General features: G+C 50.4%; 13 protein-coding genes. 1 reads left to right on the top strand and 12 read right to left on the bottom strand.

The window, feature by feature from the left end; all coding sequences use genetic code 11:
• Positions 1-109: 109 nt before the first annotated feature.
• From QUB25_RS18245 to QUB25_RS18215, 8 genes are all read right to left on the bottom strand, one after another.
• Complete coding sequence (locus tag QUB25_RS18245) at positions 110-5422, bottom strand: response regulator (RefSeq protein WP_333184867.1); 5313 nt, start codon at positions 5420-5422, stop codon at positions 110-112.
• Between the two features lie 60 nt (positions 5423-5482).
• A complete protein-coding gene (locus tag QUB25_RS29850; RefSeq protein WP_445251963.1) occupies positions 5483-5599 on the bottom strand; it encodes a helix-turn-helix domain-containing protein in 117 nt (38 codons plus the stop codon).
• Between the two features lie 22 nt (positions 5600-5621).
• Entirely contained in the window at positions 5622-6377 is a 756-nt protein-coding gene (locus tag QUB25_RS18240; protein WP_333184864.1) for an HNH endonuclease, read from the bottom strand.
• 57 nt (positions 6378-6434) lie between these two features.
• Positions 6435-9530 (bottom strand): methyl-accepting chemotaxis protein, encoded by a 3096-nt coding sequence (locus QUB25_RS18235; protein ID WP_333184861.1) that lies wholly within the window; start codon positions 9528-9530, stop codon positions 6435-6437.
• Between the two features lie 147 nt (positions 9531-9677).
• A complete protein-coding gene (locus tag QUB25_RS18230) occupies positions 9678-10211 on the bottom strand; it encodes a chemotaxis protein CheW (RefSeq protein WP_039887356.1) in 534 nt (177 codons plus the stop codon).
• Positions 10211-10375, bottom strand: a complete 165-nt coding sequence (locus QUB25_RS18225) for a hypothetical protein (RefSeq protein ID WP_333184858.1) — start codon at positions 10373-10375, stop codon at positions 10211-10213. Before QUB25_RS18225 ends, QUB25_RS18230 begins: the two co-directional genes overlap by 1 nt.
• A gap of 534 nt (positions 10376-10909) precedes the next feature.
• Entirely contained in the window at positions 10910-12148 is a 1239-nt protein-coding gene (locus QUB25_RS18220) for a response regulator (RefSeq protein ID WP_333037496.1), read from the bottom strand.
• A gap of 220 nt (positions 12149-12368) precedes the next feature.
• Complete coding sequence (locus QUB25_RS18215; protein WP_333184855.1) at positions 12369-12659, bottom strand: hypothetical protein; 291 nt, start codon at positions 12657-12659, stop codon at positions 12369-12371.
• A 1116-nt stretch (positions 12660-13775) separates the two neighbouring features.
• On the opposite strand from QUB25_RS18215, the gene hmpF reads away from it, so the two are divergent.
• The gene (gene hmpF, locus QUB25_RS18210; protein ID WP_333184850.1) at positions 13776-15524 is read left to right on the top strand and encodes a pilus motility taxis protein HmpF; all 1749 of its coding nucleotides are present in this window, start codon (positions 13776-13778) and stop codon (positions 15522-15524) included.
• On the opposite strand, the gene tilS is transcribed toward hmpF, so the two are convergent.
• The 4 genes from tilS to QUB25_RS18190 all read right to left on the bottom strand — a co-directional run.
• The gene (tilS, locus tag QUB25_RS18205) at positions 15521-16666 is read right to left on the bottom strand and encodes a tRNA lysidine(34) synthetase TilS (RefSeq protein ID WP_333184848.1); all 1146 of its coding nucleotides are present in this window, start codon (positions 16664-16666) and stop codon (positions 15521-15523) included. The genes hmpF and tilS overlap by 4 nt on opposite strands.
• 127 nt (positions 16667-16793) lie before the next feature.
• Positions 16794-17219 carry a KGK domain-containing protein gene (locus tag QUB25_RS18200; protein ID WP_333184845.1) on the bottom strand — a complete coding sequence of 142 codons (426 nt, stop codon included), beginning with the start codon at positions 17217-17219 and terminating at the stop codon, positions 16794-16796.
• Between the two features lie 272 nt (positions 17220-17491).
• Positions 17492-18562, bottom strand: a complete 1071-nt coding sequence (gene ccsB, locus QUB25_RS18195) for a c-type cytochrome biogenesis protein CcsB (protein WP_333184842.1) — start codon at positions 18560-18562, stop codon at positions 17492-17494.
• A 144-nt stretch (positions 18563-18706) separates the two neighbouring features.
• A partial coding sequence (locus QUB25_RS18190) for a CHAT domain-containing protein (RefSeq protein ID WP_333184839.1) occupies positions 18707-20311 on the bottom strand: 1605 nt, incomplete at its 5' end.

Below are 20311 nucleotides of genomic sequence, written 5' to 3'. Positions count from 1 at the left end.
GATAAACGCAGATAAATTAGAGATTATCTGCGTCAATCCGCGTCAATCCATTTTCATCTGCGGTTAACAAATTCCCTTTTTCAACCGCAGATAAAGGCAGCTTTACACATTACACACCAACCGGAGCACCAACAACCTCACCTTTCAACATCCGAGAAGCAGCATCAAGCAATTGCTCCTCCAAATAAGGCTTAGTGAAATAACCTTTGGCGCCCAAACTGTAAGCCATTTGGCGGTGTCTGTCAGCACCGCGAGAAGTCAACATCGCGATCGGCAATTCACACAAAACCGCATCCTTCTGCATCCGAGAAAGTAGTTCCAAACCGTCCATTCTCGGCATCTCAATATCGCAGAAAACGATATCGCAAGGCAGACCAGATTTCATCTTTTCCCAAGCTTCCTTACCGTCGCGAGCTTCTTCCACACGATAGCCAGACTTCTCGAAAGTAATCGACAATAGCGATCGCACCGTAATCGAGTCATCGACAATCAGCACAGTCGGCTCAGTCTTCTCGATTTCCGCCTCCGCAGCAGCCCGATCGCCCTCATCCCAAAGCGTACCGCCAGTGTCCTTCCGCAGCCTTCCCGTAGCCAAATCGATCAGCTCCAGAACGTCCGCAATCGCCACGATCCGACCGTCCCCGAGCACGGTGGCCCCAGCAATCCCGATCGGCTTCGGCACCGGCCCTTCCAACGGCTTGATCACAATTTCCTGTTCCGTCGAAACCTGATCCACCTGCACCGCCAAGAAATTGCCAGCAGAGCGCAGCACGATCACCGAAATCATGTCATCGTCAGTATTAAACCCGTAAACACTGCCCCGACCCAAATGGCGGCTGTAAGCCAGCAGATCCCGCAGCGGCCGGAACGGCAAGCTTTGACCCCGCCACTCAATGCAAGGCAAACCGTCCGCCCCCGTCGTCACCTGATCGCGAGGCACATCGATCATATCCTCGACCCCATCCATCGGGAAAGCAATGCGAGCTCGATCGCTAATGCAAGTCAGAGCCTTAGAAATGCTCAACACCAGAGGCAAACGGATCGTAAACACAGTCCCCTTGCCGATGGTTGAATCGATCGACACAGTGCCCCGAATTTCCTGCAACGAAGTCTGCACCACATTCATACCGACCCCCCGGCCGGCGTACTCCGTCGCCTGTTCCTGAGTGCTGAAACCCGGCATAAACAGCAAATCGTAAACTTCCGAGCGAGACATCCTCTGAGCCTGAGCCGCCGTCAGCATACCCTGCTTAATCGCCTTCGCCTTCACCCGTTGCGGGTCAATCCCCGCCCCGTCATCAGAAACCGAAACCACGGTTTGGTTCCCTTGGTGGAAAGCGCGAATCGTAATCCTGCCGACAGCAGGCTTCCCAGCCGCCAGACGCACCTCCGGCGGTTCGATCCCGTGAGTAATCGCATTGTTCACCAAATGAGTCATCGGGTCATATAGCTGATCCACAATCATCTTGTCGATCAAAATATCCTTACCCTCAACCTGCAACTGAGCCTGCTTGCCGCACTTAATCGCGATTTCCCGCACTGCCCGGAACAGCCTGTCCGTCGTCTCCGCAAACGGCTTCATCCGGGCGCGAGTCAAACCTTCTTGCAGTTGAGTAGTGACTTGTCGCAGTTGGCGAGTCACCTGATCCGCCTCATCCACCAAAAACTCAATGTCCGCGGCCGACTCCCGCACCCGCACGATCAGCTCAATAATCTCTTGAGCCAAACTGTGGAAAGGAGTAAACCTGTCCATTTCCTCCGGTCTCCAGGCACTTTCCCGGGTGTGCGCCGAATCCTCAGAGCGCCAGGCCGATCGGTGTCCCTGCCGGTTTGCCAGCAAAGCAATCTCCAAAAGACTCCGCTCGTAGAAATCCTGAGTCCGCTGGCTCACATCGCTCAGCAGCGCAACCTGGTGCAGCAAATTGTCCAAAAACTGCCGCATCCGTTCTTGGTCTTGCTCCAAACTGTTGCGGTTTACCACCAGTTCGCCCATCAAATTGCTGAGGTTGTCCAGTTGCTTGACCGGCACCCGCATCGTCTGGTCGCCGAACCCGCCCGCGCGGGCATTCCGCCTGGGTCTGTTGAGCGCCGACTGCCCCATATTGCCTTCTCCTTGGCGGCCGCTGTCCTTTGGATCTTCCAGCAGTTTTTCTAAATCGCCAAATTCGTCGTCGCTCTCATCGGCAGCAGTGCGCGGAGCTTTACTAGCAGTTGTCGCCGGTAGCCCGTGAATTTCCGGCATAGTTGCGCTCTCGCTAAGGAGTTCTTCGAGATCCGAGAAAACTTCTGTATTTACCGGACTCTGATTTGTGCTTCCAGAAGCTGCTATGACAGCTCCAGCACCCCCTGCAATTAACAGTGCTTCTAAATCGTCAAAATTGCCTTCGGCATCCTCATCGCCTGATTCGTCCTCGCCAAAAAAGTCTGCCAGCGACCCCTCATCTAACTCCGAGGAATCGCCCTGGGCAGACTCGTCCTCAGCGTCCCAAAAGCCCGTCGTCAGTTCCGAAGTCACCAGAACCTCAGCATCGATCGAATCCAACAAATCATCAAAACCCTCCAACTCTTGGTTGTTGAGAGTAGCCCCGGTTTCCATCGCCGAGAGCAAGTCAGCATCGCCCTCAAACATACCATCGAGAGATTCTGCTGGCAGTGGCTCTAAATCCGCACTTAAAAAATCCGTTTCCAGGGCATTAAACAAATCATCTTCGCCCTCAGACTCCCCGGCGGCATCTGTTGCGGCTCGATCGAACAAATCCGCACTCGCCTCGTCGAACAAACCATCGGCAGGTTGGGCAGACAACTCCTTCACATCCGCAGCGCCGTCATCTGGCGCCGATCCAGCATCGCCTGGGTGCACCATGCCTTCCCCAAACATATCCTCCAAGAAATCGAAAGCTGCGCCCTCATCAGATTCGACATTGGAAATTTCCGACTCAGGACGATCGTCGGACAAAGCCCCAAGTTCAACCTCTGCCGAATTTGTCAAGCCTTGGTCGGAAACAGCCGCACCATTGTTCTCGAACAAACTCCCCAAGTCGCCCTCCTCAACTCCCACATCCGCACTCAGCAATTCTGAATCCCCATCCTTCAGCCAAGCCCCACGGGCTTGCCCCGAAGCTTCTCCGTCATACTCAGTACCCGTAGGTACAGAACCGAAAAGCTCAGCCAAATCGGCAGCTTCTCGGGAGGTAGCCACTCCTTGCCGATCCCGCACAGTCTGTTCATCCTCAGAAATCGCGTCTGAGGTCATATCCCCAAACAGCGCATCTAAATCCGTATCGTCCAGCTCCAGGTTGAGCGATTGCACAGACTCGTCTTCCATGCCGAAAGCATCTTCTAGCCAGTTTTCATCCGCAGAGATATCTAAATCAGAATTTGATGTCATGTTAAGAACGTTGCCCATTTCCTCATTTTGTGCGGTGCCTGCAGCTTGATCTCGATCGCCCCCGTTCTCCCCACCTTCGTCTTCTGAAGAAAGGAAATTAGAAGTAATCCCCATCAGCTCGCTCAAATCCGAATCCTCGCCAAGCTCAGAGAACAAATCAAAATCATCCATTTCAGGCAGAGCAAGCGCTTCGGCATCCGCTGAATCATTATTGCCCCCCCCTGCTGCAGGCTCCTTCGATTCTCCGTCTAAAGCCTCAGACTTCAGGGAATACTCCGAAGAGACTGCCGGCCCACCTGTTGCCTCAGATAAGCCTAAATCACCGAACAAGTTCTCGAAATCAGCATTGTCCGTACCACCAGCAGAAGTTTGGGCAGCCACTTCGTCCAAAAGCGTACCGAGAGCATCTTCGTCCCCTTGTCCCCTGGCTGGGGCCACCGTGTCCTCTCGCCGCTCCAAACCGCCCCTACCGTTACCCGTTTTAACCTGTTTGCGAGTTAACCGCTGGCTCGAACCCCCATTTTTCTGACCGGCAGCCAATGCCGATCCCTCTGCCTCTTCTCCAAACAGCAAATCCTCCCCAAACAAACTCGTCAGGTCATCAATCGGAGGCTTCGTGTTCGTTTCGGAACTTTCGGCATCGTATTCGTCAAACAACAAATCAGTAAAATCGCCGGAATTGTCATCGTCTGACCCCAGCATTCCCGCCGCCGATATCCCAGAAGACTGTGCATAGTCGAGGTCTTCTTCTTCTTCCCAAGCGCCGTCGAGCTCCGGGGACTCGCCGTCAAACAAGTCAGCTAAAGTGTTGAGTTCTGCCGCGCCCACTTCCGGGCCGGTGCGGGTCGAGCCTCTAAAAGCACCCGTCTCCATATCCGATTCTGCGAAGGCGGAATCCTCATCGAACTGGGACGATCGAATGCCACTGTCATCGTTGCTGTCGCCGCTGTCGAGTTGGTCGAACAGCTCGTCTATACTCAGCCCAGAAATAGTCGGCAGCAACTTGTTCAATCCATCCGTGGCATCGCCCGATCCCACCAGATCCCAGGCCTCATCCTCAACAGAAACCACATTTGTCCCGGATTTACTCGGTTGAGCGAAGGCCAGCAAATCTTCAAAATCCGTTTCTGGAACCAAAACAGCCGGCTGCAGCGCCAGAAGTTTTGCGCTTGGTGCGATCGACGATTCTAGACCAGAAATTACCAGTTCTTGCGCTTGTTTGATGTCTTTGATCACCGTTGGGGCTAAGGTGCGGTAGGTATTTTCTGGGTTGGCGATCGCCTTGGATACAGCTTGGATCAATTCTATCCAGCAGGGCAGTTCAAATTCTTCCCCTGCCCTGAGCAAGTTCCGACAAATGTTCTTGAGTTGCCGCCTGCTTTCTGGCCCCTCGGGCTGTTTGAACTCTTGCAGGAGTTCCCGCATCCTCGCCGGCACGTCGGAGTCAAATACTAGCTGCAGCGCGCTGTCTTCTGTTGCTCTGGCATCAGGTGCGTAAACTGACCGCGAATCTGGAAAACTCCTTGATGAGGCAAACGTCCCCACTCCCACCCCCGCCATAACTTGTTCGGGTACTGGCATCGCGTAGCTATCGTCTGCATGGTATTCTCCGTGTCCGACGAGTCCCCCCAAGTGCCCGTTGAGCTCTTCAAATACTGGTTCTAATTCTCGAACCATCTGTTCTCCCAATTCTTCTGTCAGTCCAAAAGGTCCCGACAGTTGCTCTAACAGCCCTTGCAATGTGTCAAAAATTCGCAGAAAAAGGGACTCTAGCTGTTGGTCTACTTTAACGCTGCACTCTTTTAAAACTTTAAAACTATCTTCTAGTCGGTGAGCTGTTTGCTGAATGCTCGTCAGCCCCAGCATTGCTGCTCCTCCTTTGACAGAGTGAGCGGCCCTAAATACTTCGTTGACCAGTTCTGGGTCTTCGATCGTGGTTTGCAGATTCAGCAAGCCTTGTTCGATCGTATTGAGGTGGTCTTTTGCCTCCTCAATAAAGTAGCCCATTATCCTCTGTTGTTGCTCCGGCAGCATAGTTTTATTCCTGATTTTAAGCGTTATTGTATTGGGTCTATGTTAGTAGTTCTAGAGAAGCTATCTGTATATCTCGCCCCTTGCCAAGAGAATAATCTGACTGCGAGATATGGCAAATGTCCTGGCTATTTTTGCTTTCGATATGCCCTCACTTAAAAGATAGCGAATCTCCCGCACTTGTTCGGTTTGGAGTTTGCGGTTAGGACATATCTAGCCGGGAACGCAAGGAAAGCGGTTTTTTTCGCTTGGCATCGCGGGAGTTATCGGCGGGGGTTCCTTCCCACAAATGGTCGGGATGGATACAATCGCGATCGTAGCAACTATGACCCGCAAAATAACCGGGTTTGACAGGCCTTCCCAGTTTGTGTTCCCGTACAAGTCTGTGACCGTAGAAACTTTTTGTTTTGCCATTAATTTTAGTACCTTTAATGGCGTCACCATCACTTCTTTTAGCCAAGGTACAAATCATGCTGCGGTTCGGCTGTATTTGGGTTCGAGTACCGGGAATTATTTCTTGGTCTAGCAGTTGTTTTTGATGTTTCGGTGCAGATGTACTTCGGACATCTTTAATATGTTCTTTTTTAAACCGATATTGAGAATTTTCCCGCCGATAAACTTCCCACAAATGGTTAGGATTAATGCAGGTGCGGATATCGCAAGTATGGCAAGCAAAGTCTTCGGGTCTGATTTGCAGATCTAATGAATGTTCTAATACTAAACGATGGACAGTAAACGTTTTCCATCCACCGTTAATGCGAAGCCTTTTATTGGCATAGCCCCAGCTATTTTTTGCTAGACTAGAGATAATACAGCTCATCGGCTGAATCTCGCCAAATATGCCGTAAATTACCTCTACTATGTTATCCTCCATCTGTGCAACTCCTACTTTGTTTAGGTGTTGAATTAGCAGCCCCGCAGCGGTTTCAAGACTGCGAGGTTGCTTTTTTTCTGCCATCCTTGCCCGACCAACTTGCTTGTAAATCAGCCAGCAAAACAAGCATTAGACACTTAATTATTGTCTTTCTGCTGTTTCTACTCGGAATCTTTCCACCGATGTCAAAAGGTCGCGAGCAACGCCCACCAAGTTTTGCAAAGCACCGGAAACTCGCTGCGCTTCTTGGGATGTTTCCTGAGCAGTTAATTCCACCGCTTGCATCACACTGGCGACCGCGCGAGCTGTTTCGTTTTGCTCTACAGTGTCGGCAGTAATCGATCGCACTAACACGTCAATTCGATTAGTTACTTGAATGATATCTTCAAGCGATCGCTTCGCCTGTTCTGCCAATCTTGTCCCCTCAATAACCTGCTGCGTCCCTTCTTCCATCGCCGTCATTACCGCGCCGGTTTCGCTTTGAATTTGCATCACGATCTGTTCGATTTCTTTCAAAGACTTAGCCGATCGGTCTGCCAATTGTCGCACCTCGTCTGCCACGATCGCGAAACCCCTGCCCGCTTCTCCAGCTCTCGCCGCCTCAATACTGGCGTTGAGGGCCAACAAATTCGTCCGGGAGGCGATCGTCGCAATTAAAGCCACAATCTTAGAAATTTCTTGAGAAGCTTCCGCCAACCTCTTGACTTTTCTCGTGGTTTCTGCTACCGTTTCTCGAATTTCCAAAATCCCGGCCACCGTCCGCTCCACAGCCTCGCCTCCTTTCAGAGCCGTTGCCGCCGCGCCCCGGGCCACTTCTTCCGCCTCTCTAGCGCTCTCTGCGACCCGCTGAATCGCATCGGTGAGGACTTGCACCGAATTCAGCGTTGCCGCCAGTTCCTCAGCTTGCCGCAGCGCGTCGGAAGACAAATCGCCCGCAAACTTAGCACTATCCGTAGCGCCTTTGCTGACCTCCCGAGCCGCCTGCTTCACCTGATGGACAATTTCGCGCAGATTTTGAATTGTCAAGTTAAACGAGTCAGCAACAGCACCCAAAACGTCTGCGGTCACTTCCGCAGTGACCGTCAAGTCACCCCGGGCCGCTCCTTCCACGTCGTCTAGCAAGCGAATCACTTGGCGCTGCAAGTCTTCTTTTGCCTGTTCCTGCTCGTCAGACTTGCGCCTGGTATCGCTAATCGTGGTTTGGATAACCTTCGCCATGTGGTTGAATTTAGCAGCCATTTTGCCAAATTCATCTTCCGAGTAAACCGTAGCGCGAGCGTCCAAAGTTCCTTGAGATACCGCATCGAACTGAGCTTGCAAATTGTCCGACGACTTGCGTACCTGCTTGGCGATCAACTGGCCGATGCCCCAAGAAGTTAAAAAGCTGGTAAAGCCTGCGGCTGCGGTCATTACCCAGCCTGTTTGGCGCAGGTAAACGATCGCCTCGGGTTTGTCTTGCCGCAGAGCTTGATAGGAGGCAATGTTGGTGACGAAAGCCACAGCTACCAGAGAAACCAGTCCCGCCCCGATAGCCGTGTACAACTGTTTTGTAAACAAAGGGGCATTTTCCAAGAAAGCCAGTCCCCCCTGTTCTACTGTTACCGAAGTATCGACCGCTTCTGTTTCGGTGGGAGAAAAATTCGACACAGACGCATCAGCCGGGCCGCTTATGCTAAATATTTCGTCATCCCGAATTGCTGAGCCATCGCTGTTGTCAAAGTCCAGGCTGCTGCCGGTCGTTCCCATCATGCCGCTGGTCGAGTTGCCGAAATTGGTGTTACCTCTAGTCAAGATCGAACTGGTGGCATCTTCTGAGATATCAAAGTCCGGCAAATTCCCCAAATCGTCAAATTCGTCAAATTCGTCTAAAAAGTCGCTGTGTTCTTGAGCGTTCCCAGTTTTTGACGACCAGGCGCTGTCGTTCTTGTCGGACGCCCCGAAAGCTGTCGCTTGTTCGTTTTCGTCGAAAGAGAAAGAATCGCTAAAAGCGTCGTCTTCAAAAGCATCTAACTCGAAGTTGTCTCTAGAGCTAAATGCTGGGGGTTCCGAGTCGCTGTAACCGTTGCTGTTGGCGGAAGATCGATCGACTGAATTAAATTGTCCCCGGCTCGACCTTTGACTTTGAGAGTTAGGGACAGCACCTCCCATCAACAGCGTTTCGTCTTCCGCCAGCGAATAGTTTGATGAGTAGTCCGACCCGTTATTCGGCTGCTTGTTTTGAGGCCGAGAAGACCCGAAACCCGACGAGGGCATCGCCTCGGCAAACGGGTCTTCCTCTTCGGCCAGAGGTGCGTTATTACCGTAATTTTGGCCGCTCTGGGGCGGGGCTTGGAAATCGTAGTCGGAGTTCTCGTCGAATTCGTCTGGCAAATCGAGCCCAGCAAAAGGTTCGCCAAAATTGTCCGAGGGCCCGATGGGGGACTCTAGTTGGTTCGAGTCGAAGGAATTCCCGGTTTCTGAAGAGGCAAAACTTTGACCGTTGAGCATCTGAGTCGGAGCTTCTGAAAACGAATCTCCTGAGTAAGGTGCGCTTGAACCAGACACTTTGCTGCTAGACACGTCAGCAGCATCAAACCCTCCATCATCTAAGGCAAAAGGGTCTCCAAAGTCCGAGTCGGCAAACTCGTCTATGTCGTCTAGCGAGTCGGAGGTCTCAGCATAAGCTGCCATTCCGCCGCTGTCGCCACCAAACGGGTTAGAATGTGAGGCTAAATCTGGGACTGAGCCGGCGCCATCGTCGTCTTCTGCTTCCCACCCCAAGCCACTCATGCCCAAGTCTGCCAAGTCCTCGTTTTCCAGGTCCTCTGAGGATTGACTTCTATAGGAAAGGGATGGGGAATTGCCTTGGAAAAGTCCCAAATCCGGGTCTTCTAACCCTTCATCAAGAGATAAGTCTGGGTAGAATTCTAATTCAGTTTCAGCAGACAAAGCCTCGAAATTTTCCGTTTGCAGCTCTCCAGATAAAAATTGGTCTGTGTAGGTAATTCCGTTGTGAGCGTGTTCCACCAAACTCGGGTCGTCACTCAGGCCTAGCACAACTGTGTACTGTTCCCGCGCCACCTCATACTGTTGCAGCCCGTAGCAGTAAATGTGTCCGCACAGCAGGCGAGCGCTGGGGTCTTCGGGAAAATCTTCTACTAATTGATAAACTAGGGCTGCGGCTTCTGAATAATTGCCATCCATGTAGGCCGCTTCTGCCCGTTGGTAGTCCTGCTGAAAGTTGGTACTTGTTGCCATTTGCCGCCCTCTTTGGATTTTAGATTTTAGATTTGAGATTTTTGATTTTTATCTTGAATTGAATGTTTAGATGCGCGCCTCAAGTCGTGTGACTGTTGATGGTTAGACCTCAATCGAAAATCGCAAATCGCAAATCTAAAATCGATTTCACGCTGCCCACCGCGCCGAGCGCAGAATTTTCACTTGATCTAGCAGTCGGAGCACTTTCTGAGCTGGTGCACCTAACATCCATTCTCCCCTCAGAAATGGAATCATGCCGTCTGGTGCATTGTTCTGAGAGTGCAGTTGCTCTACGTCGAGCCAGTCCATCCCCACAATTCGATCGACTGCTAGCCCCAAAATCGTGTCTTGGTCTTCCACAGCCACGATCGGGATTTCGGGTCTATCTGTGTTCAGAGGTGTTTGGTCTCCCAGAAATTGGCCGAGGTCTGCCACCCAAATCACTCGTCCTCTCATATTTAGCGTACCTAAAAGCAAAGAGGAAACGTTGGGGATCGGTGTCATTCGGTCTGGGGAAGGGGATAGTACCTCTCTAATCCCTGTCGCCGGCAGTGCGAACTCGTTCCCCGAAGGAACGTAGAACCGCAGGTGCAGCTCGCCTTCGGGAGTTTCTAGTTCTTGGAATTCCGGAGCCGGATCTACGCCTAGTCCTGGTAATATAAAGTCTGGGCTACCGCTAATCATAATTCTGACACCTGCATTTCTAGCAAATTGTTGAGGTTTTCCGCCAAGAAGAACTCGATGGAAACTTCGATGGTCGAAACTTGACACAGCCAAGCTTGACACAGCCCAGGGGTGAATGGCGCGACTTCCGGAGGTCCTTGGCAATAAATTTGCTCCGTCAATAATTGACTGCCATCAATAAATTCGCGCGACCAATGCTGACAAATTAGCTCAAATCGACTACGAACAATTAATTTGAAACCCCTAAAGCTTCACTTTGTACTCCCACCGCCGTCTCAATTGGTAAAACTCTGGGTAATTTCTGCGATGAATGCTAAACCGATACTCGGATTAGCGAGGAGTTGTTGACATGGCTGGTGTCGCGACAATCATGAACGGAGTCACTTAAGAGTGAGAATTGGACTCTCTGACTTTGTACAGAAATACCTAGCAATAAGTAGCTCTGTACATCAGTTTTTCGGAGCGGCTGCAAGTGGAGAACAAGTATATTATATTTGCACTTTGAGCGTGTTAGACCCACTTGGGCCTAGAAATTGAACAGAGTTTTACCGACGCCCTTATGCCAGCGCGCGGATTAATACATTCTAGTTTATGGTGCGATCGCCAATAGTACCCCCAGCTTTCTCTTTGTGGCGGCCGAGACTCGATTTAACCGCAGGTACAAAAAAGCTCCCATCAAGGTATGGGTGCAAAATTTATTTTTCTTCTAATTGGTCTTCTAGCGAGCGGTCTAATAATCTTTCCGAGAGATTGAGCCGAGGGTAGCCCGGGCCCACATATTTTTCTACCAGCATCAATAACTCGCTTTCACCAAAAGGTTTCGTGTAAAAGTCTGTAGCTCCAGCCATGCGGGCTTTAACGCGATCGATAAATCCGTCGATGCCCGTCAGCATCACGATCGGCGTCTGCCGGAAAGCGCTAGAACTACGCAGCATAGCGCAAATTTCGTAGCCGTCGAGTTCCGGCATGGCGATGTCACACAGAATTAAATCGGGTTTGAGTGGAAACACCAAACTCAGGGCTTGGAGGGGATTGCCGATCGTAGTAGCTTCGTAACCGTGTTCATTTAAAATTGACTCGACTGTTTTGCGAATAGTATTGTCGTCGTCAATACAGACAACTCTAGGAACCTTAGTTTCTGGGGACGACCATTCTTTTTTGTTGTTGGTGGGGGCAACAGAGGGTTCGTAAAATACTTGCACCAATCCCTGCTGCACAAAGGGGTAAATCGCCTTAGCGACAGTGAGCACGTCTCGGTTGAGGTAGCGCGCCATTTGGCGGATCGAAGTATGCCCGTCAGCCCAGCGTCTGAGAGTATTAAAGGTATTGACAGGCAGCGCGACTCGCAGCTCGGAGGGGTCTGAAATCACCGGGCATTGGTTGGGTGACTGAATGTGAGGGTGAAACTGCTTCCACTGCTGCACCTGTTTGACAATTTTGGCCAGCAGTGAGCTAATTTCTAAGCTGGTCAGTTGAGGAGCCAAAGCTGGGCCCATTTCAAAAGTGAAGGAACCTTGGTGGAGACTGAGTAAGTCAAATAGGGTTTCGTGGATCATGCTCTGGATGATGTTGCGCCCTTGAGCTGGGGTGAGAATGTGGTTTTCTAGCAGGGCCCATAGGTAGCCGTATTCTGGGGCATTGGTAGATGCCATATAGGGAACTTGGATTTTGTCGAGGGCGGTATCTGCTTTGTAGCGGCGCAGGTAGTCGCGCAAGCGAAACAAACTGCCCGCACTCTGGGTAGCGTAAATAATCTGACCGTTGAAGCAGAAGACATACCAGGATTGTCCTGCAAGGGAGCGCAGGGTAGGTTGAGTACCCGTGCTGCTGCCGGTGGAGGTGTAGGCCTCTACGAACAGTTCTCCGGTTCGCTGACCTAACTCAATCAATTGCAGGATGCTGCGGATGTCTATTTCACTCAAATTTCCCTGCATGCAGCTAAAGTATCCTCCTTAAAACCGTTGGCGTCTGAGCTCGGAAAGACTGTGTGCTGGCGAAAAGATTGACTTTTGTTTCCGTCAATAATTTACGCGCTGATGCCGATCTCACAATTGGGAATTGACGAAAGGGCGATACTTGCTGTCGCTCCTCGGCCGGGCTACCAGTCCACAAGCTGAAACCGCGAAACTCGCGGCATTCTCTAAGTGTAGAGTTTCACCTTGTATTCCCACGGCGTTGCTTAAACTCGTAGAATCCACACCGCACGATTGCACGGGTTCTTCGAGTCTGCAACGCTGGCATTCCCGACTGGTTCAAGTCTTCGATGGCTAAAGTTTTGAAGTTTTTGGCTGAGTATGCCGTCAGTTTATCCAACACATCTTGGCGTAGGTCAACTTCAAAATAGCGAGGATTCTCTGGTTTTACCGCTGCTACCAGCAGCAAGTGCCGAGCGAGGCCCGATGGCAACTTGAGGCTAGTCTGTTGGGTTGGATGAGTTGCGATCAAGGTTTTTTTGGGTTTGCCACAGCCCTAAAATCAGGTGCAGTCAAAATGAACCTTTGTTGGCAATTGTCAGGAAAAACCTCAGTGCCGATCGACCTTTTGGCTCGCCTGCAGCGAGCGTCATAGGCTCGCGTCATTACCCTATTCTAAGGCAGCGCGGCTCAAATCCCTAGTCCGCCGGAGGAGGGCGCCGGCTTGGGGGCAGCGAGGGCTTTTGTGGCGATCGACCCCTAACTAAGTTGTGAAATCAATAGAAAGTTTTTTATCGAAACGCCAGAGACCAGCCCTGGGCTAAGGACATGGGGATTTAGGCCTGGGGCTTAGTTGGTAGGGACTTTTAAGTCTCGTGAAACGATTGTGTTGCTAAAACCAGAGTGGTATAATCGGCACAGAGCAATTCGCCAGAGTAAGAATAATTTTCAAGCCATTGAAATATCCTAGAGGGCGAGCAACCCCGGTAAGGCACTAATCCGATTAATTCGGAATAGTTAAAGGGCAAATAATTGCAGCATAGGTCACGTTCAACCTTAAAAATATGAAGGACTCAGCAAGTATGCGCTCCGGGATAAGTAAAGTTCTTTGAGTCAGTAGAGGGATATTTGAATGTCCCGTTGTCGTCTTAAAGGTGGGCAAGAATCCCCGGCTTTAGATGTGGGGAGGTTCAAGGACTGACCTTTTTCAGGTTTGGCCTATGGCAGTCTCCGCAGTGAGAGCTAGTCTTTAATCAAGCGGCATGGGTACTGCTGTCTCATTCCTCCAGACAACTGGCAGCGGCCGTACTTTATGGAAGTTCTCCCGTGAGAACGTGCTATGCGTGAGTGCTGCTAAAGTTAGAAAAAAATGCTATCCCCCGATTGGGCAAACGATACCAAAAAGTAAGACTTAAGTGGCAAAAAGTTATCCTTACTTGCCTATACTTGTTTACTTTAGGTAAGTTGACTAAAAATCACACGCAGTGTTATCTTTAGTCAAGAACCTTTGGCTTAAGGGGGATAGCCTACTTATGTTGGAATTAGCCGTCTACCCAACAGCGTAGGAAGTAAACACCACTTATCTTTTAGGCCTTTAAGTAACTTAAAGTAAGTTGGGATAGGTTTTACGAAGCAGAGGACTATTAGTGTGCTGTATCTAGCGGAAGTACAAAAACAGAGAAGCGGCTTTGGTCTCGGTGGCGGTAAGGCTGAGCTGAAACTGCTAGCTTGTCAGCGAGGCGAACATAACTGGAGCGCCGTACCAGGCGATGACGCGATCCCAGTTGAGGAAGCTAATAAGTTTAACGACGGCACGCTGGTGCTGGTTGAGTTGAGCGCTAGCAAGCAAGTGCAGCGGATTCAGGAGGCGGCCCGCCAGTTGGTGAGCATTCTGCAAAATTTCTCGCGATTGCAGGATAAGTTTAAGGATAAGGAAGAGGAAATTGAACAGTGGAAGGCTTCTCTGACGTTTTCGAGTCAAGAACTCAATCGCCGGGAAATGGAAATGCAAGCCCGCGAAGAGCAGTTGGCTCAAATGGAAGAGGAGTTGGAGCGACTGGAGGCTCAGCGCTCAGAAATTGAAAATACTCGAGATGAAGCTAACCGACTGCGAGAAGAAGTCGATCGCAGTCGTGTGGAAATTGAGACGGCTTGGGAACAGTTGCGAGGCGAGCAGCAACGGGTGGCCCAGCAGCAGTCTGAGGTTCCGCAGGGGGCAGTAGTTGATGAGCAGCAGACCCAGAGGATTCAGGAGTTGATGCAGAAGCTGGGAGGGGCAATTGCTTCTGCCAAAGGGGTGCGGGAACAACTCAATCAGTCTTTTAGTGCCGTGGGCGCCCAACAGGCAATTCTGGATCAGCACTGGCAGCAGTTGGAGCAAAAACAAAGCATAGCTCAACAGCAACAAGAAGAGGTCGATCAACAAAATCAGAGCCTCCAAAACCGCTGGCAAGAGTGGTACCAATCTCAAGATGCTTTGGCCGGGGCTCGGGCGGAGCTTAAAGGGCAGCAAAGTACCCTCAGCGCTAAGCAGGACCAGGCTCAGTCCGTGTCTTTGCAGGTGCGGGCTGTTGAGGATCTTTACCAGCAAGTTTCCAGGCTCGCATCTGCTTCGGGTGCTGCTGCAGGTACGGAGCAGAAAGTAGATGTGTCAGCTTTGGAGAAGATGCCTGTTGATGAGTTACAGGGGCTGGTGCAACACCTGCAACAGGATTTGGAAAAGGTGTTCCGGTTTGTTAACGATCAAGAGGAAGAGTTGACTCTGCAGCGGGAGACAATCGAGGAACTGCAAGGGAAAATTCAAGCTGCTAGCGAGTACGATCGCATGGCTTTGGAAAATGAAATGGCAGATGAACTCGAAAGTTATCAGATGTTAAACGAAACTCTGGTGGGACAGCGCCTCCGGTTGCAGGAACGGGAAGATGTTTTAAAGCAGCATCAGGCGGTGCTGTGGCGGCGGCTGGGTACTGCTAATGCTCCAAAACAAGAGCGAGGAGATATTGATTTGGGACCGATTGTCGCACAGCTCAATACTCAGCGCCAGCAGCAAAGCCAAGAATTGCAAAGATTGGAAAACGAAATTCAGCAGGTGCGGGAAGGCATATCCAAAATTGAGGCAAATGTCAACCGCCAAAATGGGGAAAGTGAGGCGAAACGCTACGAACTCAAGCAGTTAGAGCAGAATTTGTTCAACCAGAAAGGTGCAGTGGCGCAACTCTGGGGCAGGCTGAATGTTTATCAAGAAATGTTGCAGCCGGTGCAGGACAATTTGAATGCGCTACGGCAAAAGCTGGAAGCGGTGGCGGGGGAACTCGATCGCGTGCAGGAGACGGGAGACGAGCAAGATCGGGTAGTTTCCGAGTTGCGGCAAGTCCTTTCGGGTTTGATAACAGCTTAAAATTTAATATCTAAAATTATCGAAGGGTGTTCGACTCGACCGATCGCTCCTCCAGGAAATGGATCGGTTTGCGATCGGTTGGGCGCTACGATTAAGCTGGTTAGTTTTTCTACGCTTTCAAAACTCGGCGCCGAGGGCAATATTTGTTGCAGTAGTTGCCGCATTGCGCGTCGCTGCAAGGCCAGGGGTGCTTCACGCAAAATCGGGCGATTTAACTTGACGGGAAGTTGAAAATTCATCTGCGGGCTGTCTCCAATTGGAGACATTGCTCGCTGTAGCAACTCGCTGGCTGCAAGTTCGAGATATTCTACGTCGGCGCGGAGGAGTTCGGCTGTTTGAGCTAGCGCTTGTTGGGCTTTTGGGTTGAAATGAGTTTCCAAATAAGGCAATAATTCCGATCGAATCCGGTTGCGACTATATTGCAAGTCTTGATTTGTGGAATCTTCCCAAATGGGTAGTTTTTGCTCTTGACAAAATTGACCTGTTTGCGATCGAGTTATTTCGAGCAAGGGACGAACTAAATAGATTTTAGATTTTAGATTTTGGATTTTCGATTGGGAATTTTCATGCAGATTTTCCCATCTAAAATCGGCAGATATTTGGGAGTTGGGATTTTCGCCGGAATTCCCCAATCTAAAATCGGCAATCGGCAATCTAAAATCGAGCAGGGGCCGTGTCCAGGTGAGGGCAGAAAGTCCGTCGGCGCCGCTGCCGCGAATCAGGTTGTAGAGGAGTGTTTCGGCGCGATCGCTGGCTGTGTGGCCTGTAACAATGTAGGGGTAGTTGTGGGCGATCGCAATTTCGGTTAAAGCTTGATATCGCCACTGTCTGGCGGCTGCTTCTGTTTTGGGGATGTCCGAGGCTGTTTCCAAATAATAGGATATTCCCCAGTTTCTAGCTAATTGTTCTACATGATTGGCCGAGGCTTGCGAGTCAGAACGCCAACGATGATCGCAGTGAACAATCGCTAGGTTCCACCCCCATTTTGGCTGCAAATCTAGCAGTAATTTAATTAAACACAGAGAATCTTGTCCGCCGGATACTGCTACTAGCAAGCGCTGATTCGATGGCAATATTTGTCGGTATAGCAGCGTCCTGTGAACTTGAGCGTGCAGGTGCGTCCAATTGGAAAATTCAGCCATGAGAGCAGTTTTTCATTAAGCAAAAATAAGGAAGTTAGACAACGATCAGTGTACGGAATTTAACCGATGGATTTTGAGCAAAGAAGGGGAAGCATCCCCCTCTCCCAATCTCTCAGTCTTTGCCTTCCTAGCTCCACATTCCTATACTTTGGGGGTCGCGGTCTGGATACCTAGAAATAGGAAAATGATTACTTATTTCTGTTGAGTCACATTGATTTAATGGCTCATCTATATCGGTTTGATTTGAGCTATCTACGGCGTAGTTTTGCACGGTGTCTGATCTTTCAGCAGCGGCAGGAAGGGCTTTTTGTTCTTTGATTTCAGGTTCCAGCGGAATGAACTCCAGACGCATTCTAAGTTTGCCTTTTGTCCAGTCCTTACCAGCACTTAATAGCTCGCAATCCAGACCGTCTGAAAATAATTTTTCGTCTACCAATTTTGCCTGCATAATTGCCATAAATTCGCTGACTTTAAATGTACATTGATACATCAAAGCGCTGGTAGGGGCAGACACAACATCGTCTTCTTGGGGAAATATTGGCGATTCGTCCATATTAATTGTCCTTATTTTAATGAATGAAGGAAGTTCGGCAACGGATTTTGTAACGGATGTAACGGATGTCAGGAAGACAGAAGTTAGAAGCAGGAAGAAGGGCCTTCGGCGAAGCTGAGCGGGTAAAAAAAGGGAAGAAGGAAGATGGAGTTAATTATTAGAATCTCGCTGGTTGAGTAAGGTGGGAATTGCCCACCCTACAACTGGAGATGATATTAATCCCGATTCTTTGACTTATCCTGTTCTTCTTTGGTCCATTGGTGGATCAGGAATTAGAAAAACCAACCGTAGGAATGTAAACCTTTGCCTAACAGATTGACGCCTAGATAGCAAATCCAAACTACCACAAAACCTGTGGCGGCTAAAATTGCTGGGCGTCTTCCCTGCCAGCCACGAGTAATGCGGGCGTGCAGGTAGGCAGCAAATACCAACCAAGTAATTAGCGCCCAAGTTTCTTTCGGGTCCCAACTCCAGTAAGATCCCCAAGCTTCGTTAGCCCAAACCGCACCGGCAATAATGCCAACTGTCAGTAAGGGGAATCCTAAACCGATGATGCGATAGCTAATGTTATCAAGAGTTTCTGCTAGATTCAATCGCTGGGGCGAGAGAAGTTCTGCGGTTTGAGTTGGGGCGGTTGATGAGGTTTGAACGGTGGCTAATTCGAGCACTGCGGTGGTGCCCAAACCGTTATTGTTGGAGTTGAAAGAGGGTTCGCTGAAAGCTAATGCGTTGTCGGCGCTGGTTTCTGCATTTTGAGGTTCGGGGTTTTGAGGGCGTTGGAGGCGGTAGTTGCTGTTGCGGTTGCTGTTGGTGCCGAAGGAACTACCGGTGAGTTCGATTTTTTGGCCGCGGGTGACGATTAAAAAGGCGATCGCCAGTAGCGCTCCTACCATTAAAGTTGAGTAACTGAGCATCATGACGCTAACGTGCATCATCAGCCAGTTGGATTTGAGGGCGGGTACTAGGGGCTCTGCAGATTGCATGGTTTCCGGCAGAGTCAGGGCTGCAAAGGCGGATATTGCCATTGCTACGGGGGAGGTGGCTACTCCAACTAAGCGGGAACGGCTCATGTTTTCCGCGACTAGGTGGATGGCGGTGATTCCCCAAACTAGGAAAAATAGGGATTCGTAGAGATTGCTTAAGGGGAAGTAGCCGGCTTCTATCCATCGAGAACCGAGTAAAGCGGCGATGGATAGGTTGGCGACGGCCATTCCTGCGGTGCCTAGGGCCGACAGATAGGGAATGCCGGGGAATGCTGCGCCAACCCAGTAAATGAGCATTGTGGAGAACAAAACGGCAAAGGAGATGTTGTCCAGCCAGTTCTGGAGTACGACCAGATCCATAAAAATTACTCCGGTAGTGTTTTTACTTATTTTTGCTAACTAGATCGATCGTACTGGGGTTGGGCAGTTTTGGGTTTGGGATTTTGAATTTTTGTGGCAATTATGAGTGATTGGCGGTTGTTTATGTGCGAGTGGGCGATCGACTTACCAAGGATTGCCAATCATTCTAAAAGCAGACCAATAATAAGGATGAGAGAAATTCTGACTCCGCACGTTTGCCAATTCCGGAGGTACCGGCAGATTCCCACCAGAAGTGTGCAGCATCCCCCCTTCAATTCGCACCTCTTGGCGCAACATCGCTAATTGCGCTTGCCGCAGCGCTTCTGCTTTAATCGGAGCAGTTTTTAACTGCGCGTAAAACTCCGACATCAATCCCAAACTGCCCTCGTCGCTGACATACCAGAGAGTCGCCATAGCCGATTTAACCCCGGCTTGCACGGCTAACCCGCCAAAGCCCAACTCGGCTTCTCGATCGCCCACAGCAGTTCTGCAAGCGCTCAAAACTAACATTTCAACTTGCGGGCTGTGCCAATTCATTTGCCGCAACTGATCCAAACGCAATTTAGTATCCCACAATTGAATAAATGATTCGCTGGGATCTCCCGATCGAAATTCGGCGTGAGTAGCCAAGTGAATCATTCCAAAAGGCTGCTGCTGGCGCTGCGATTTCAAATTGGCCAGGGTGAAAGCTTCATTCAAAAAAGACTTACCCGGCCACTGCTGCGGCGTGATTGTCGATACTTCTATTTCCACCGCAGGTAAAGGACTCATATCTGGAAATTGCGACGCCCCCATGGCCAGAACTTGGGTATTTTTGAAATTGGCGGGGCCGGTATCGGTCAAAGTGAGACTCGGCATCGAGCCAACACTGTAACGCTCTACCAGGAAGCCTTTGCCGTCGTGCAGGGCACCCATCGGTATCGATCGCAACCCTATATCTGAGATAAAAGATAAATTCTCAATGCCTTTGGCTTGCAGTTCTGCTTCGAGCGGCGCTACCATCCACTGGTAGAGTTGCTGAGCCAAGGGCAAATAACTTTTAGTGTTGCGCTTTACCGGATTAGTCAGTTCATCGCGAAATTTCCGAACAGCTTCCATTACCTGGGCGCGAGAGGTTCCAGGGATGCGCTGGCGAACGGGCAAACCTTCCGGGGTAATCACCATCATTTCCAGTTCGTCAGAGGCTTGAATTTGCTGTTCTACCCGCAAGATGGGGGAACTGCTGTAAGGCCGAGCGACTGTAGAGCCCCTGGGTACAAAGCTGATATAAATGAGAGCTGGTTTGATGCCTGTGGCTTGTTGGACGCTGCGAAGGGTATCTTGGGCATCTTCTAGGGTGGCGATCGCATTTGTTGATGGCAAATTTAGGTAATCGGCAAACTCCCTGGTAAATCTCTCCTCCACGGGAAAAATAACGGCATCGACGTTAGTTGGCAAATTGGAAGCGTCAAGATTCGCAGACGCGGGAGGTGAAATGCGCTGTTGCAAGGAATTAGATATCTGGTTTTGCTCTTGCAAGCTGGGAGAAAATAAACGATTTGTGCTGGGTGGCTGGTTGGCTGCGATCTCCGGTCTCGGTATCGGTGCGAGATTTATGGGCGCAGCAGCAGGCGCAACCACTGGATTTTGAGTAATGGTCGGTGCTGGTGGCAAATTTGAGACTGGCGCTGGGTTTTGAGTAATGGTCGGTGCTGGTGGCAAATTTGAGACTGGCGCTGGGTTTTGAGTAATGGTCGGTGCTGGTGGCAA

It is taken from the genome of Microcoleus sp. B3-D7 (assembly GCF_036705305.1).
Lineage (GTDB): Bacteria > Cyanobacteriota > Cyanobacteriia > Cyanobacteriales > Microcoleaceae > Microcoleus.
This window is presented reverse-complemented; position numbering and strand designations above follow the sequence as displayed.